Origin of the sequence: Arthrobacter sp. FW306-06-A (assembly GCF_021870055.1) — a bacterium.
In the GTDB taxonomy this organism is placed as follows: Bacteria; Actinomycetota; Actinomycetes; order Actinomycetales; family Micrococcaceae; genus Arthrobacter.
Map to the genome: position 1 here is coordinate 3,002,610 of NZ_CP084552.1, position 14,559 is coordinate 3,017,168.

Consider the following 14,559-nt stretch of genomic DNA (forward strand, 5'->3'; position numbering starts at 1 on the left):
CGGCGGCGGAAACGATGTTCGCCTATCCATTCTACGGCGGCAGGCAAATCGGCCGGAAAGGTCAGGCCTGAGGGTCAGGCGCCGCCCAGCACCTGCCGCGCCACGGTACCCGCGGTCTGGATAGAGGACTCATGCCCGGCCATGCCCGCCTGGCCCGCCCGTGCGTACGCCTCGGGGAGTGCAGCCAGAAGGGCATCGACGTCCGCCTCGGTGGACGCGTGCCCCAGGCTGAACCGCTGGGCTCCACGCGCCGTTTCCTCGTCCAGCCCCATGGCCAGCAGCACGTGGGACGGCCGGGGCACGCCGGCGGTGCAGGCCGAACCGGTTGACGATTCGATGCCCGCCAGGTCAAGGAGGAACAGCAGCGAGTCCCCTTCGCAGCCGGGGAAGGTGAAATGGGCGTTGCCAGGAAGCCGGCCGTCGCCGGGCGCGCCGCGAAGGACCGCTTCCGGTACCCGTTCGCGGACGCCATCGATCAGACTGTCCCGAAGGGCAGCAATGCGGGCCGACTCCGTGGGAAGCGCAGCGGCGACCGCTTCCGCAGCTGCGGCGAAGGCAGCAATGGAAGCGGTGTCCAGCGTGCCGGAGCGGACGTCGCGCTCCTGCCCCCCACCATGCTGCACTGGTGTCAGCTTCACCGCCCGTCCCAGCAGAAGTGCCCCCACCCCGACGGGACCACCAATTTTGTGCCCGGAGATGGACATGGCATCCAGGCCGGAGTCCTTGAATTGCACCGGCACCGAACCGAATGCCTGGACGGCATCGGAATGCATTGGGACGCCGGCGCCATGGGCAAGTTCAACGATCTGCGGGATCGGCTGAATGGTGCCCACCTCGTTGTTGGCCCACATGACGGTCACCAGCGCCACACTCCCTGGATCGCGCGAAAGCTCGGTTTCGAGCACGTCGAGGTCCAGAACTCCTTCGCCGTCGACGGGCAGCCAGGTCACCTCCGCACCTTCGTGGCGCTCCAGCCATTCCACAGTGTCGAGAACCGCGTGATGTTCGACGGCGGAACAGAGGATGCGCCGCCGCTTGGGGTCTTCTGCCACCCGGGACCAGTACATACCCTTGACGGCGAGGTTGTCCGACTCGGTGCCTCCCGAGGTAAAGATCACCTCCGAGGGGTGGGCTCCAGCCGCTGCGGCGATGGCCTCCCGCGCATCTTCCACGGCACGGCGGGCACGCCGACCGGACCCGTGCAGCGATGAGGGGTTACCGGTCCGCGCGAGTTCCCGGGTCAAGGCGGCGAGCGCAGCGCCCGAAAGCGGCGTGGTGGCGGCATGGTCGAGGTAAGCGGGCATCCTCCAATTCTATCCCTGCAGGCCACAGCTCCCCGGCGGTTGCGGTCAGCCCGCACCCTTGATCCGTGCGCAGCAGTGACCGGGTCCGGTAGCCTCGGCAACACGGTCCTCGGGGCTGCCGCAGCCAACCGCCGCCCCCCGCAGGAAGGCGCCGTTCATATCGCAGACCACTGTGGCGTGGGCCCGGGAAAGCCGATGGAAGGGGCAGTTGGGCAGCAGGTAGCCGCCGTCGCCGTCGGCTTGCGGCTGGTAGCCCGCCTCCGCCAGGAACTCCTCCAACCCACCGGCCGATTCTGCGAGCTCCCGCCCCTTCCGGAACGCAATTGCGCGCAGGGACTCCCCCACCGGCCCACCGTCGGCCTGCGAGGTCTCGATGGCAGCGGCCATCAGTTCCCCGGCAAGGTCATAGTTCCGGTCCGGCACGGAGGCTCCCACTTCGCCGCCCATCGGCCGGTACATCTTGGCCGGACGCCCCGAGCCCGGCCCCACCCTGCCCGCGGGCTTGTGGAACTCCACGGCCAGCAGCCCGTCCTGGACCAGCCTGTCGAGGTGGAAGGAAACGGTGCTCCGCGCCATGCCCGCAGCCTCGGCCACCTCGTCGCGTCCCACGGGCCGGAGCGATGCCGCAACCAGCTCGAACAGCTGCAGCCTCTTCGCATCCGTGAGTGAGGCGACGGCTGCGATCCTGTCGGCCCAGGGAAGTCGGTACATGGTGCCTCCCAAATCCAAAGTCAAGATCTCTTGATTATAGACCATCAACTTTCTAAAATTACATTACCTACTTTTAGAAGGAGTACACCATGAAATCAGCATCGGCAGTGCGCGCCCAGCATGTATACACAACCGTGCCGGCAGCCCGGCAGGCCTTCCTGCTTCTGCGCACTGTCTTTACCGTCGCACCCATCCTTTTCGGCCTGGACAAGTTCACGAACATCCTTACGCAATGGACCGTGTACCTGGCGCCCCAAGCCGCTGCGGTGGTGCCGCTGCCACCCCAGACCTTCATGTATGTGGTTGGGGTCGTGGAGATCATCGCCGGCGTCGTAGTGGCGGTGCGTCCGAAACTTGGCTCGTTGCTGGTGGCCGCCTGGCTGGTCGGGATCATCATCAACCTGCTGCTGCTGGGAAGCTTCTACGACGTGGCCCTGCGCGACTTCGGGCTCCTGGTGGGCGCCCTGGCCCTCAACCGGCTGTCAACGGGGACCAGCGCCGCCGCTGCGTAGCCCTTTCCTGTCCGCGGAAGCGGGCGCTCCGTGCAAAGTATCGCCGGCAGCTGTGCCCTCCAGCCGCCGGCGGCCTTGCGCCAACTGGTCGACGCGCCAACTGGTCGACGCGCCAACTGGCCCAGCGGCCAACCGGCCGGCTCAAGCAGTGGGAGGGAGCAGCGGCAGGTAGCGGCGGACGTCGTTGCGCGCTGACACCAGTGCTGCCGGATTGGGGCAGGACACCGTTATATAGGCCGACGAATCCGCCGTGCCAAAAACCCTCGCCAGCACCACAGTGGACCTGCCGACCGGAGCCGGCTGCTCCAGCGCCAGCACTTCCACGTTCCTGCCGGGCGCATCCGGGGCACCGCCCCACTGCAGTGTTTCCGTCTTCAGGTACGAAGGCTGGATGGTGCCGTCCAGGTACTGGAAAAGAGCAACGGTGGATTCCCTGTCCCCGCCCTGCGCCAAGGGGGCCTGTCCAGTACTGACCCGTGCCGCCACAACACAGCCATCCGTCTTTGCGTATTGGCTGGCACCGGCCACGTTTTCCTTCTCGAGCTTCCAGCCCGGCGCGCCTTTCAGCTCATCAGAGATGCCCACCGGAACTCCGGGCGCCAGGGTCCCACCGGCGGAGAAGGGCAGGTCGCGCGCCGCCACTGCGGCGGCATCGTGTCCCGGGGTGATGGTGGGAGTGGCCAGCACCGGAGTGTTCGAAGTTGCAGCCGGCACGGAAGGATCCGGAACGCCTACGCTGCATCCGCCCAGAAGCACAGCGCCCAGGCATGCAAAGGCAAGCGGCACTCCCGTGCGCCGCGTCCTGCCGGGCCGCCCAGCCGTCGTCGGCATTTCCATTTCCACCCCTGCCTGTTTCCTTCCGGCTGTTGTTTTTCAATTTGACCGCCGGCCCGGGTCACCGCGCTCACGGTTTTCCTGTGTCACCGTTCAGCCGCGCAGGCACGAGTCTAGACTCCGGTGCCCCGGGAACCCGCAAGCACCCGGCGTTCGTTGTCACGGTGAGGCCGCCACAAGCGCTGGCTAGACTGGGCGGGCAGCCGTTTCCCTGACGAAAAACAGGAAGCCGCGCATGATGAAAAGGAAGAATGCTTGACCGAGAGCAGCAGCTCCCACTACCAGGTCCTGCGCGTGGCCGTCACCGCCACCGACAAGGAGATCAAGGTGGCCTACCGTCGCGCCGCGAGGATTGCCCATCCAGACCACGGTGGTGACGCCGCAACCTTCCGGCGCGTGACTGCTGCCTACGAGACCCTGATCGATCCGCAGCGGCGGAAAGCCTACGACCGGTCCTATGGCGCCGGATCAGTCCGCGGCGTTGCGCCCGACGACGGCGCCCACTTTGATGCCCCGGCCGCCGGAAGCAGGGCGTCGGCCACTGTCCGGAGGCCGGACAACGGCAGGAACACCGCAGGCGACCCGCCGATTTACGTGCCGCCGTACGAGGGAAGCGGTGTTCCGCTCATCCCCCTGGCCCATGCGAGCCAGCAGGTTCACGGGATGCCGCGGAAACGCGGCATCTTCGGCGCTGAGGCCCGCATCCAGCGCGAGATGCGCACCGTCCAACTGCTGACCCGGCAGGTGCTGCCGGCAATTCCCGCCGCCAGGCTCATCAACGGCCTGCAATCCCCGGCGGACAACAGCCACATCGATCATGCGGTCCTGTCCGGCTACCGGCTGGCCCTGGTCAATTCCATGCTCCTGCCCAAGGGCGCCTACGCCTGGGACGGCAGGACCCTCAACCATGGCGGCCGCTCCGTGGCGCCTCCGCAGCTGGCCCGGGTGGTGTGGGCCATGCAGGAGATCTTCCCGGAGCTCAACGTCACCGGATGGACCGTGGTGCATGGCCCGGACGGAAACCTCCACGAACCCGTAATCGACCACCACAGGCGGCCGTCCGGAGCCCTGGAGACTGTCCACATCGTCAACGCGGCGGGCATGGTGCGGGGCCTTAAGGAGTTCCTGGCCTCCGGGCCCGCCCCCAACACTGTGAATGTCCCGGTCCTGGCCAGGCTGCTGGGCGGCATGCACTGACGGCGGTAGCTAGGATGGAAAGGTGTTCCGCATCCTTTTCCATGAACCAGAGATTCCCGGCAATACCGGCAACGCCATCCGCCTCGCCGCCATCACCGGCGCCGAACTGCACCTTGTGGAACCCCTTGGCTTCGACTTTTCCGACGCCAAGCTGCGCCGGGCCGGGCTGGACTACCACGACCTCGCCGTCGTGACCGTCCACAAAACCATCGAGGACGCCTGGCAGCACCTCCAGCCCGAGCGCGTTTACGCCTTCACCTCTGACGGCACCACCAGCTATACAGACATTGCCTACGCTCCGGGGGACGTCCTGTTGTTTGGCCGCGAATCCGTCGGACTGCCGCCCGAACTGAAGAAGGATGCGCATGTGACTGCCACGGTGCGGCTGCCCATGTTGCCGGCCCTGCGTTCCCTTAACCTTGCCAACGCCGCCTCCATCGCGGTCTACGAGGCCTGGCGCCAGCAGGGATTCGCGGGGGCCACGCTTTAGGATCCCCTGCTCCGCCCCACGGAAAATCTTCATCCGTTGTCCCATCCGCGCCCTGCCCTGCGCCGAATAGCTCCTGTAAGCATTCGAGCGGACCAGGACCGAGGAGCGGCAGGTGACACTACTGGAGGCACCATCCAGGCCGGACAGCCGCAACCGGCACGGCACTGCTGAGGATTCCCCGCCCGGAGACTTATGCTTGGACGTAATGGAAACTCCCAACGCGCCCAATTCCGAAGGCTCGGCCGCGGTGACTGACCCACCTGCTGACCTCAGTCAACGCCTCTCGGTCCTGCTGGCGGGCATCGCCCGAGGGGACCAGGCGTCGTTTGCTGAGTTTTACCAGCTCACGTCCCGGCGGGTCTTCGGCTTGGCGCGCCGTGTTCTGATCGATCCCGAACTCAGCGAGGACACCACGCAGGAAGTCTTCCTGCAGGTCTGGCAGAACGCCGCGAAGTTCGATCCGCAGGCAGGCAGCCCGCTCTCCTGGCTGATGACCATCTCGCACCGGCGGGCCGTGGACAAGGTGCGCTCGTCGCAGTCCTCCACTGACAGGGAAGCCAAGTACGGTGCCAGCACCCAGGACATCGACCATGACACCGTTTCCGATGAAGTGGGCAGCCGCCTGGAAGCGGAGGCGGTGGTCCGCTGCCTCGGCACGCTGACTGAAACACAGCAGGAATCCGTCCGCCTGGCCTACTACGGCGGCCTTACTTACCGTGAGGTGGCAGAGCGGCTGAATGCGGCAGTGCCCACTATCAAGTCCCGCATCCGCGACGGACTGATCCGATTGAAGACCTGTTTGGGGGTGAGTTGAGATGAGCGGAATGGATGAAGGCCGCAACAGCCGGTCAAGGTCCTTCGGGGACACGGTGGCGATGGACCTTGCCGCAGGCCGCGCCGTGGACCTCGCCGAACTCTACGCTCTTGACGCGGTCACGGAGCAGGAACGCGATGCCATCGACCAGTACATCTCGACCGCCCCGGAGCCGGAGCGGCTGGCCTTCCTTGCGCGCGTCCGGCAGTCCCGGGAGGCGCTGGCCCGCACTTTCCGGGTAGAGGAGGAACCGCCGTCGGACCTGTTTAAGCGGATCGTCGCCCAACTTCCTGCCCAATTCCCCAGCCAGGGTGGACCGGGCGCCGGCGACGCACCGGCACCGGCCGGAAGCACGCCACCGGCCCATCCGATGGGGACTCCAGGCGGGTCCGGCCCACAGGATGAGCTGGCGCAGGCCCGCAAGCGCCGCGAGGAGCGCCGAGGCACATCCGGCACCCGACGCTGGCTGGTGGGCGTGGCAGCAGCAGCGGCCATCGCCCTGGGCGGTGTGGGCGTGGGTGCCTACATGGCTGACCAGAACGATCCCGTCAACCAGGTGGCCAGGGCCGGCGACCTGCGCGAGGCGTCGGTGAACGTGGCCGGCGGCGGCAAGGCAACCCTGCTGATTTCAGCTTCCGAGGACGCGGCCGTGGTGAAGATGAGCGGCGTGCCCGCTCCCCCTGCCGGCAAGGTCTACCAGATGTGGCTGATCCCCAAGGACGGTTCGGCGCCGGTGTCGCAGGGGCTGATGGATGAGCAGGCCCTCTCCAAGCCTGCCGTCGTCCAGGGCATCCACACGGCTGCCTCGCTGGGCATCACCGTTGAGCCGGCCGGTGGATCCAAGGCCCCCACGCTGCCCACGGTGGCGGCGGCTCCGCTGGGAGCCTGAGGTCCCCGGTCCCGGCGACAGGAAAACGCCCCCGGTTCCTTGATCAAGGAACCGGGGGCGTTTCACCGTCCTAGAAACCCGCGATGGTGCCAGGTCCGTTAACGGCCACCACGTGGAAGGCCTCCGCGCTGCGCCCTTCGGGCAACCCTGCCCTGCCGGCATTGAGCTGCATCCCCCGGCGGACGGTGGTTTCCATCGCCGCGACGTCAGGATGCTGGCTGACATGGACGTGGATCGCGGCCAGCTTGGCTTCCACCTGGTCCGTGACGTCCACAAAGTGGTTTTCCCGTTCCTCGGGTCCCGCGTACAGCCACAGCCACGGCAGCTTGTAGGCCTCGAGCCCGGCGTCGGCCAATTCAGGGTAGGCGAAGGGGTTTTCGAGTGCCGGATACACGGCCCGTGTCACCGACTCCCCCACGGCCAGATGATCCGGGTGGCTCTTTTGGATGCGCTGCCAGTTCCGTTCCGGATGCATGGCAAGGACGACGTCGGGACGGACCTGGCGGATCAGCCGCACCACTTCCTTCATCACCTCGTGCGACGGCTCAAGGTAGCCGTCCCGCTGGTGAAGGTAGTGAATGTCGGTGACACCGACCAGCTTCGCGGCCCGGCGCTGTTCGGCGTCGCGCATGGCGATGATGTCCGCACGGTTGGCGGGGTCGAAGCCGCCCGCATCGCCGTCGGTCATGATGCAGTAGCTGACCTGCACGCCGGCCGCCGTCCAGGCGGCGACGGTTCCGGCCGCGCCAAAGTCGATGTCGTCAGGATGGGCCGCAAAACAGAGCACCCGCCCAACCCGGTGCGTATCCGGGTTGAACGGGCTCCCTGCCTGCCCAGTGGAGGCAGTCAACGATTCAGCCCTTGCGCTTCTTGATCTCGGCGGCCGCCTGCGGCAGGACATCGAAGACGTCGCCGATGATGCCGAAGTCCGCAATTTCGAAGACCGGGGATTCGGCATCCTTGTTCACCGCGACAATGACCTTGGACGTCTGCATGCCGGCCTTCTGCTGGATGGCGCCGGAGATGCCCGCGGAAATGTACAGCTGCGGGGAAACGGTCTTGCCGGTCTGCCCCACCTGGGCGTCGTGGCTGATCCAGCCCGCGTCCGTGGCGGCCCGGGAGGCGCCGACGGCCGCGCCAAGGGCATCGGCGAGTTCTTCAACGGGACCAAAGTCGCCGTCCATGCCACGTCCGCCGGCCACCACGATGCGGGCATCGGTGAGGTCAGGCCGGCCGCTGGCAACCTTCTGCTGCCGCTCCGTGATGCGGGCCGCTGCGGCTACCGCGGGAACCTCCACCGTGGCGGTCCCGGGAGCTGTTGGGGCGGCTGCAGGCTCCGGGGTGACATTGTTGGCCTTCAGGGTCAACACCGACACCGCGGTGCTGGCCTTGCAGGCGGTGTTGTAGGAACCAGCCAGCACCGATTTGTGTGCAGTGCCGTCCGGGTCCACGGCGACGACGTCAGTGATGACGCCGGCGTTCAGGCGAATGCCCACACGTGCAGCGATTTCCTTGCCCTCGGGCGAGTTGTCCAGCAGGACGATGGCGGCACCGGCGGTTTCGGCGGCGGCGGCAACGTAGGCAGCCTTTGGTGCCACCAGGAAGTCGTCCAGGTCCTGGACGGACGGGCGCAGGATGCCGGCCACGCCGTATTCGGCGAAGGTGGCAGCGACGCCGTCGGCCAGTTCGCCGTTGAGCGCCACTGTGCTCTCGCCCAGGGAACGCGCCAGGGTCAGCAGTTCCAGGCTGCTCTTCTTGAGCGACGCGCCGGGGTTGTCGATGAATACAAGTACTTTTGCCATGTCGGTGTCCCTCTTAGAGCAGCTTCTGGGCGGCCAGGAAGTCAACCAGCTTGATGCCGGCGTCGCCCTCGTCGGTGATGATGGTGCCCGCGGTCCTGGGCGGCCGCTGCTCCGCATTGGTCACGCTGGTCCAGGAACCGGCGAAGCCCACCTGCGCCGGCTCCACGCCGATGTCGGCCAGGGACAGCGTGGTGATGCTCTTGCGCTTGGCGGCGATGATGCCCTTGAAGTTGGGGTACCGGGGTTCGTTGATCTGGTCGGTGACGGACACAACGGCGGGCAGCGGTGCCTCCACCGTTTCAGACGACGTGTCGGCATCGCGGCGGGCCGTCAAGCGGCCGCCGTCCACCTGGAGCGTGGACGCGAACGTGACCTGCGGCAGCCCAAGCCGCTCGGCCAGCTGGGCCGGAACAAGGGAGGTCTCGCCATCTGTGGAGGCCATGCCGGTGATGACCAGGTCCACGTCGCCCAGGTGCCGGACTGCTGCGGCGAGCGCAAGTGAAGTGGCCGCGGCATCGGATCCGGCCAGGGCATCGTCCGTGAGGTGCACGCCTTCAGTGGCGCCCATTTGCAGTGACTTCTTGACCGCGTTGACGGCACCGGCAGGTCCCATGCTGAGGGCGATGACCTGGTTGCCCGCTTTGCTGCCGCCACGCGCCTCCGCCAGTTGCAGCGCTGCTTCAAGGGCGTACTCGTCAAGCTCGGACAGAATGCTTTCGTCGCGGTCCACGGTGTTGCCGTCCCCGTTGAGGTGGCGGTCGAACTGGGCGTCCGGTACATGTTTGACCAGGACTACGATCTTCAATGTCTCTTCCACTGTGTTTACAGCAGCCTTCCATGCTTGTGGACAGCCAGCCGGGTGGGCATGGCCGCGGAATGCCCGGCAGGCGGGTAGCTCCTAGCTAACCATATCGGCGCGTCCCCGCGCCCTCTTCCGTTAACGCCTGTTTCAGCGCCGTTTCCCAAGCAGGGAATGACGACGGCGGCGCCCCCTTTGGTGGGGGACGCCGCCGTCGTCATGGCTTGCGTTAGTCCTGCTGTGCCTAGCTGGCTGCAGCGCCCAGCGTGACGTCGAACGTCTGCTCACTGCCGCCGCGCTGCACGGTGATCTTCACCTTGGATCCTGCCGGCTGTTCCCGGACCGCCGCGGTCAGCTGGTTCGGCTCGCCGATGGTGAGGTCGTTGAACTTAGTGATGACGTCGCCCGCCTTGATGCCCGCTTTTCCTGCTGCCGAGTTGGCCTCAACGGTGGCGACGTCAGCTCCCACCGAGAATTCGGAGGCCGCGCCCGACGTCGTCTTGGCCTTGACGCTCACGCCGAGCTGGCCGTGGGAGGCCTTGCCGCTGTCGATGATCTCCTGGGCCACACGCTTGGCGTTGTTGATCGGGATGCTGAACCCGACGCCGATATTGCCGCTCTGGGAGGTGGAGGTGCCTGAACCGGCGGACGCGATGGCCACGTTCACGCCGATGATCTCGCCCTTGCTGTTCACCAAGGCGCCGCCGGAGTTGCCGGGGTTGATGGCCGCGTCCGTCTGGATCACGTTGATGGCGATGGAACCTTCACTGGAGTTCTGCTGGCTCTGCCCGCCGCCAGGAGGGGCAAACTGGAATCCCTGGTCGCCACCCTGGCTGTTGTCGCCCCCCTTGGGCGCTGCCGATGATGCCACGCTGATGGTCCGGTTGAGGGTGGATACGATGCCGTCCGTGACGGTCCCGGTCAGGCCAAGCGGGGAACCGATGGCGATGGCAGTGTCCCCTACATTGAGCTTGGAGGAATCACCAAGGGTGGCGGGGGTGAGCCCGGAGGTGTCGTCGACCTTGATGACGGCGAGATCGGACAGGGGATCGGTTCCCACCAGCTTTGCCGGGAGGACCTTGCCGTCGCTGGTGCGGATCTCAAGGGTGGCATTGGCGGTCTGGCCGTCCAGGGTCACCACGTGGGTGTTGGTCAGGATGTGCCCCTGGTCATCGATGACAATGCCGGAACCGGTGCCGCCGGAGCTGCCGCTGGTGGCGCTGATGGTGACAACACTGGGCGAGGCCTTCACCGCAGCTGCCGTAATGGCGTTGACGTCGTCCTTGTTGTTGACGATGACCGTGCCGGGCTGGCTGTTGCTGCCGACGGTCGATGTGCTGGAGGCGTTGTGGCCGGAGAGCTCGCCCGCACCTACCGTAGCCACTCCACCGCCCACCAGGCCTGCTGCGAGGATGCTGGCCACAAGGGTGCCGATACCGAATGTCGCCTTCCGGCGCGGGGCGTCCTTGGGATTGGGGGCCAGGCCGACACTCCCATTGGGTGCGCCGTGGCCGGTGCCGTGCGTGGGCTGGCCATTCTGGTACTGCTGCTGTCCGTAGTATCCGGGCTGGCCATCCTGGTGCTGCTGTCCATAATTGGCGGACTGGCCGTAGAACGGCTGCCGCTGCGGGTAGACCGGGCGTGGTGCGCCCGGAAGTTCCTGGGTGTGGTGGTCGCGCGCCTGCGGCGGGTCCAGCCGCTCGGTGTTGTTCTGTGGGCCGGCTTGGGTCCGGGGGCCCGTGTGGTCCTGGGCGCCCGGGTTGCCTTGAGGGGTGCCGGGTCCGCCCGCGTTCCCATACTGAGTTTCCGTCTGGCGGTCTCCAGGCTGTTCCGCGCCCTGCCGGTCCCACGGGTTCCGGCTTTGCGCGCGGTTGTCCTCAGGGACCGGTCCTGGGGTTTGATTCTCAGTCATGAGACTTCCTTTCATCCTCGTCTGCCATTAACTATGACCCGTTCCGCTGGAACAAGCTCGGATGTTTGCTGAGAGCTTCCTGAACGCTTCAAGCAAGGGTCTCCGGCAGCAAGGCGTTTCGCTGGAGGCATATTCGGTCGCATGGACTGCCTGTGGGGTGCACCATAGAATCAAGATGAAATGCCACAGCGACCTGCGGCTTCACACCAAGCGTGGGGGCGCTGTGGATTCGACGACTGATTCGTCCCGAATCGGTGTCAGGCATGCTGAAGGGTTGCACATGCGGTCAAAGTTCAGACGTATCCTCGCCGTGATCGGCCTTGCCGGGCTGCTGGCGGTACCCGCCGGCGCCGCTTGGGCCGAAGACCCTGTCCCCATCCCCTCCGGGACCAACATCGTTGACGACGCCAACGTGCTGGGCAGCCGGAAGGGCGAAGTCCAGGATGCGATCCAGAAGCTGCTGAAGGACCACAAGTACAACCTGTACGTGGTCACCGTGAAGACGTTCACCAACCCCACCGATCCCAAACAATGGGCTCAAGCCGTTGCGACCAAAAAGGGCATGGGCAAGTCAGACGTCATCCTGACCATGTCCGATGACGGTCACTACTACTTCGCACCCAACTCAGCCAGTTCGATCGCGTCGAAGACCAGTAGCATTTCCCAAAACGCCATTGTGCCCAACCTCGGAGCCGGCAAGCGTGACTTCGCCCAAGCTGCCATCGACACCGCCGCCGCTGTTGGCGACGCCGCCGGCGGCGGCAGCGGCAACGTCTCGTCCGGGAACGGAGCCGGCGCCGGCGTCCTGGTGGGTGCGGGCGTAGTGGTCGCAGGAGGCGGGGCGTACCTGTACTACCGGAACCGCCGGAAGAAAGCCGCCGGCCAAGCGGCCTCCAGCGGAAGCTACGGCCCGCAGGGCGCCGAGCTGGACCCGCTGGCGTCACTCAGCGTTGAGGAACTCCGACGCAAGAGTGGTTCCCTGCTGATCGAAGCCGACGACGCCATCAAATCCAGCGAGCAGGAACTCGGTTTCGCCCAGGCGCAGTACGGGGATTCCGCCGTCGGGAACTTCACCAAGGCCCTGGCGGAAGCAAAGGCCCACATGGCGGAGTCCTTCAAGCTGCAGCAGCAGCTCGATGACCACATCCCGGATACCGAGGAACAGCAGCGGACTTGGATGGGTGAGATCATCCGCCGCTCGGAGGCAGCCCTGGAATCGCTCCAAGAGCAAAAAGCGGACTTTGACTCGCTGCGTGAGCTGGAGAAGAACGCTCCGCAGGCCCTTGCGGCCGTCAACGCGGGAGCCAGCGAGGCTGACGCCAAGATCTCCAGCGCTGAACAGTCCCTGGCGGCCATGCGGTCCAAGTATGCCGACAGCGCGCTGGTGCAGGTCTCGGACAATATCGTGCAGGCCAAGGAACGCCTGGCCTTCGTGCAGAACGCATCCGAGACGGCGCGGCAGAAGCTGGGTGAGGGCGAGGGCAGCCTGGCCGCGGTAGCCGTCCGTGCGGCCGAGGAAAGCCTGCACCAGACCAACGTCCTCCTGGACGCGATCTCCAAGGTAGCCGGCAATCTCGACGAGGCCCGCAACGGTCTCGAAGCAGCGGTTGTGGACACTTCCCAGGACCTGGCCCAGGCAAAGGCCATGATCCAGTCCGGAGCACACACCGAACTGGCAGGTCCGGTGGCCGCGGTGGAAGCGGCGCTGGCCCAGGTGAAGACCGAGATCCAGGGTGGGAAGATCGATCCCATCGCCACCCTTCAGCGGGTGGAGACGGCCCACCAGTCCCTGGACCAGGCCCTGGCCGGCATCCGCGACCAGCAGGAGCAGGCGAGGCGGGCACAGGCGTCACTGCAGCAGACCATCATGTCCGCACAGGCCCAGATCAGCGCCACCTCCGACTACATCACCGCCCGGCGCGGCGGTGTGGGAACCGAGGCACGGACCCGGCTGGCAGAGTCCCAGCGGAACCTCGACTACGCGCTGTCCATCGCGAGGACCGATCCCGTCACCGCGCTTACTTACGCGCAGCAGGCGCATGCCCTCGCGGCGCAGGCGGCGCAGCTGGCCCAGGCCGACGTTGAGCACTTCGACGGCTACGCAAACTCGGGCTTTGGGCGCGGCGGCATGTTTGGCGGCGGAGGCGGCGGCGGACTGGGCGGCGCCATCCTGGGCGGGATCCTAATCAATTCCATCCTTCATGGGGGCCATGGCGGTTGGGGCGGCGGCGGTGGCTGGGGCGGCGACGGCGGAGGCGGCTTTGGCGGAGACTCGGGCGGCTTCGGCGGCGGGGACTTTGGCGGCGGCGATTTCGGCGGCGGCGACTCCGGCAGTTTCTAAAGACTTCCGCCGGACACGCTGGAAGATCCCGGCGGGGCGGAGAGACGAAGTACACCACTGTGCACCGGTTCCAGTGGTCAACAAAGAGCAGGATGAAAGGCAAACACCATGGTTAAGCAGTCCATTTTCGGCCGGATCGCGCAGCTGGCAAAGGCAAACATCAACTCTTTGCTGGACAACGCCGAGGACCCCCAGAAGATGCTGGACCAGATGGTCCGCGACTACACCAATAACATCGCCGAAGCCGAGTCCGCAGTGGCGCAGACCATCGGCAACCTCCGCATGCTGGAAGACGACTACAACGAAGACGTCAAGAATGCCCGCGATTGGGGCAGCAAGGCGTTGGCCGCCTCCCGCAAGGCTGACGAGTTCCGTGCTGCCGGCGACGTTGCCGACGCAGAGAAGTTCGACAACCTGGCAAAGGTCGCCCTGCAGCGCCAAATGGCTGCCGAGAACGAAGCCAAGGGCGCAGAGCCTGCCATCGCCTCCCAGCGGGAAGTGGTGGACAAGCTGAAGACCGGCCTGGACCAGATGAAGAACAAGCTCAACCAGCTGACCAGCAAGCGCAACGAGCTGGTGGCCAGGTCCAAGACAGCAGCCGCTCAGTCCCAGGTCCACGACGCGATCAAGAGCATCGACATCATGGACCCGACCAGCGAGGTGGGCCGCTTCGAGGAGAAGATCCGCCGCGAAGAGGCCAAGGTCCGCGGACAGCAGGAGCTCGCGGCATCCAGCTTGGACGCACAGTTCAACCAGCTGGAGGACTTGGGTGAGCAGACCGAGATCGAAGCCCGCCTGGCGGCGCTCAAGGCCGGCGGCAACTCCAAGCCTGCCCTGGGTGCGGCAAGCCCGGCTTCGTCTGAATCAACGGTCGAGGAGGCAGACTTCGACAAGCTGTAAGGCCCGCCATCACGTCGGCGGATGATACACGGCCATGGCCGGGACCGCGGTCCC

At 66.3% G+C, this 14,559-nt stretch carries 14 protein-coding genes; 7 read left to right on the forward strand and 7 right to left on the reverse strand.

Annotation, left to right across the window (positions count from 1 at the left end):
- Positions 1-74: 74 nt before the first annotated feature.
- Positions 75-1,304: a cysteine desulfurase family protein gene (locus tag LFT49_RS13975; protein ID WP_237428532.1), complete on the reverse strand. Its 1,230-nt coding sequence runs from the start codon at positions 1,302-1,304 to the stop codon at positions 75-77.
- A 45-nt stretch (positions 1,305-1,349) separates the two neighbouring features.
- The gene (locus tag LFT49_RS13980) at positions 1,350-2,015 is read right to left on the reverse strand and encodes a helix-turn-helix transcriptional regulator (protein ID WP_237428533.1); all 666 of its coding nucleotides are present in this window, start codon (positions 2,013-2,015) and stop codon (positions 1,350-1,352) included.
- Between the two features lie 89 nt (positions 2,016-2,104).
- On the opposite strand from LFT49_RS13980, the gene LFT49_RS13985 reads away from it, so the two are divergent.
- Positions 2,105-2,527: a hypothetical protein gene (locus LFT49_RS13985; RefSeq protein WP_237428534.1), complete on the forward strand. Its 423-nt coding sequence runs from the start codon at positions 2,105-2,107 to the stop codon at positions 2,525-2,527.
- Between the two features lie 141 nt (positions 2,528-2,668).
- On the opposite strand, the gene LFT49_RS13990 is transcribed toward LFT49_RS13985, so the two are convergent.
- Positions 2,669-3,241: a hypothetical protein gene (locus LFT49_RS13990; protein ID WP_237428535.1), complete on the reverse strand. Its 573-nt coding sequence runs from the start codon at positions 3,239-3,241 to the stop codon at positions 2,669-2,671.
- A gap of 375 nt (positions 3,242-3,616) precedes the next feature.
- On the opposite strand from LFT49_RS13990, the gene LFT49_RS13995 reads away from it, so the two are divergent.
- From LFT49_RS13995 to LFT49_RS14010, 4 genes are all read left to right on the forward strand, one after another.
- On the forward strand, positions 3,617-4,558 hold the full coding sequence (locus LFT49_RS13995; RefSeq protein ID WP_237428536.1) for a J domain-containing protein: 942 nt from the start codon (positions 3,617-3,619) through the stop codon (positions 4,556-4,558).
- Between the two features lie 22 nt (positions 4,559-4,580).
- Positions 4,581-5,048: a tRNA (cytidine(34)-2'-O)-methyltransferase gene (locus LFT49_RS14000; RefSeq protein ID WP_236798936.1), complete on the forward strand. Its 468-nt coding sequence runs from the start codon at positions 4,581-4,583 to the stop codon at positions 5,046-5,048.
- Positions 5,049-5,253: 205 nt separating this feature from the next.
- On the forward strand, positions 5,254-5,862 hold the full coding sequence (locus LFT49_RS14005; RefSeq protein WP_237428537.1) for a sigma-70 family RNA polymerase sigma factor: 609 nt from the start codon (positions 5,254-5,256) through the stop codon (positions 5,860-5,862).
- Positions 5,863-5,872: 10 nt separating this feature from the next.
- Positions 5,873-6,751 (forward strand): anti-sigma factor, encoded by an 879-nt coding sequence (locus tag LFT49_RS14010; RefSeq protein ID WP_236802897.1) that lies wholly within the window; start codon positions 5,873-5,875, stop codon positions 6,749-6,751.
- Positions 6,752-6,821: 70 nt separating this feature from the next.
- On the opposite strand, the gene LFT49_RS14015 is transcribed toward LFT49_RS14010, so the two are convergent.
- From LFT49_RS14015 to LFT49_RS14030, 4 genes are all read right to left on the reverse strand, one after another.
- Positions 6,822-7,601 (reverse strand): PIG-L deacetylase family protein, encoded by a 780-nt coding sequence (locus tag LFT49_RS14015; RefSeq protein WP_236820117.1) that lies wholly within the window; start codon positions 7,599-7,601, stop codon positions 6,822-6,824.
- A gap of 4 nt (positions 7,602-7,605) precedes the next feature.
- Positions 7,606-8,553, reverse strand: a complete 948-nt coding sequence (locus tag LFT49_RS14020; protein ID WP_237428538.1) for an electron transfer flavoprotein subunit alpha/FixB family protein — start codon at positions 8,551-8,553, stop codon at positions 7,606-7,608.
- A gap of 13 nt (positions 8,554-8,566) precedes the next feature.
- On the reverse strand, positions 8,567-9,358 hold the full coding sequence (locus tag LFT49_RS14025) for an electron transfer flavoprotein subunit beta/FixA family protein (protein WP_236802898.1): 792 nt from the start codon (positions 9,356-9,358) through the stop codon (positions 8,567-8,569).
- Between the two features lie 238 nt (positions 9,359-9,596).
- Entirely contained in the window at positions 9,597-11,264 is a 1,668-nt protein-coding gene (locus LFT49_RS14030) for a S1C family serine protease (protein WP_237428539.1), read from the reverse strand.
- Positions 11,265-11,544: 280 nt separating this feature from the next.
- Here LFT49_RS14030 and LFT49_RS14035 point away from each other — a divergent pair, with 280 nt between their 5' ends.
- Positions 11,545-13,605: a TPM domain-containing protein gene (locus LFT49_RS14035; protein ID WP_237428540.1), complete on the forward strand. Its 2,061-nt coding sequence runs from the start codon at positions 11,545-11,547 to the stop codon at positions 13,603-13,605.
- A 108-nt stretch (positions 13,606-13,713) separates the two neighbouring features.
- A complete protein-coding gene (locus LFT49_RS14040; protein ID WP_236820118.1) occupies positions 13,714-14,505 on the forward strand; it encodes a PspA/IM30 family protein in 792 nt (263 codons plus the stop codon).
- The last annotated feature ends 54 nt before the right edge of the window (positions 14,506-14,559 follow it).

What these genes read in the sequence shown, in the direction of transcription:
- LFT49_RS13975 (WP_237428532.1), bottom strand. Translation starts at nt 1,304, where the DNA reads ATGCCCGCTTACCTCGACCATGCCGCCACCACGCCGCTTTCGGGCGCT.
- LFT49_RS13980 (WP_237428533.1), bottom strand. Translation starts at nt 2,015, where the DNA reads ATGTACCGACTTCCCTGGGCCGACAGGATCGCAGCCGTCGCCTCACTC.
- LFT49_RS14010 (WP_236802897.1), top strand. Translation starts at nt 5,873, where the DNA reads ATGGATGAAGGCCGCAACAGCCGGTCAAGGTCCTTCGGGGACACGGTG.
- LFT49_RS14040 (WP_236820118.1), top strand. Translation starts at nt 13,714, where the DNA reads ATGGTTAAGCAGTCCATTTTCGGCCGGATCGCGCAGCTGGCAAAGGCA.
- LFT49_RS13985 (WP_237428534.1), top strand. Translation starts at nt 2,105, where the DNA reads ATGAAATCAGCATCGGCAGTGCGCGCCCAGCATGTATACACAACCGTG.
- LFT49_RS14035 (WP_237428540.1), top strand. Translation starts at nt 11,545, where the DNA reads ATGCGGTCAAAGTTCAGACGTATCCTCGCCGTGATCGGCCTTGCCGGG.
- LFT49_RS14005 (WP_237428537.1), top strand. Translation starts at nt 5,254, where the DNA reads ATGGAAACTCCCAACGCGCCCAATTCCGAAGGCTCGGCCGCGGTGACT.
- LFT49_RS14020 (WP_237428538.1), bottom strand. Translation starts at nt 8,553, where the DNA reads ATGGCAAAAGTACTTGTATTCATCGACAACCCCGGCGCGTCGCTCAAG.
- LFT49_RS14030 (WP_237428539.1), bottom strand. Translation starts at nt 11,264, where the DNA reads ATGACTGAGAATCAAACCCCAGGACCGGTCCCTGAGGACAACCGCGCG.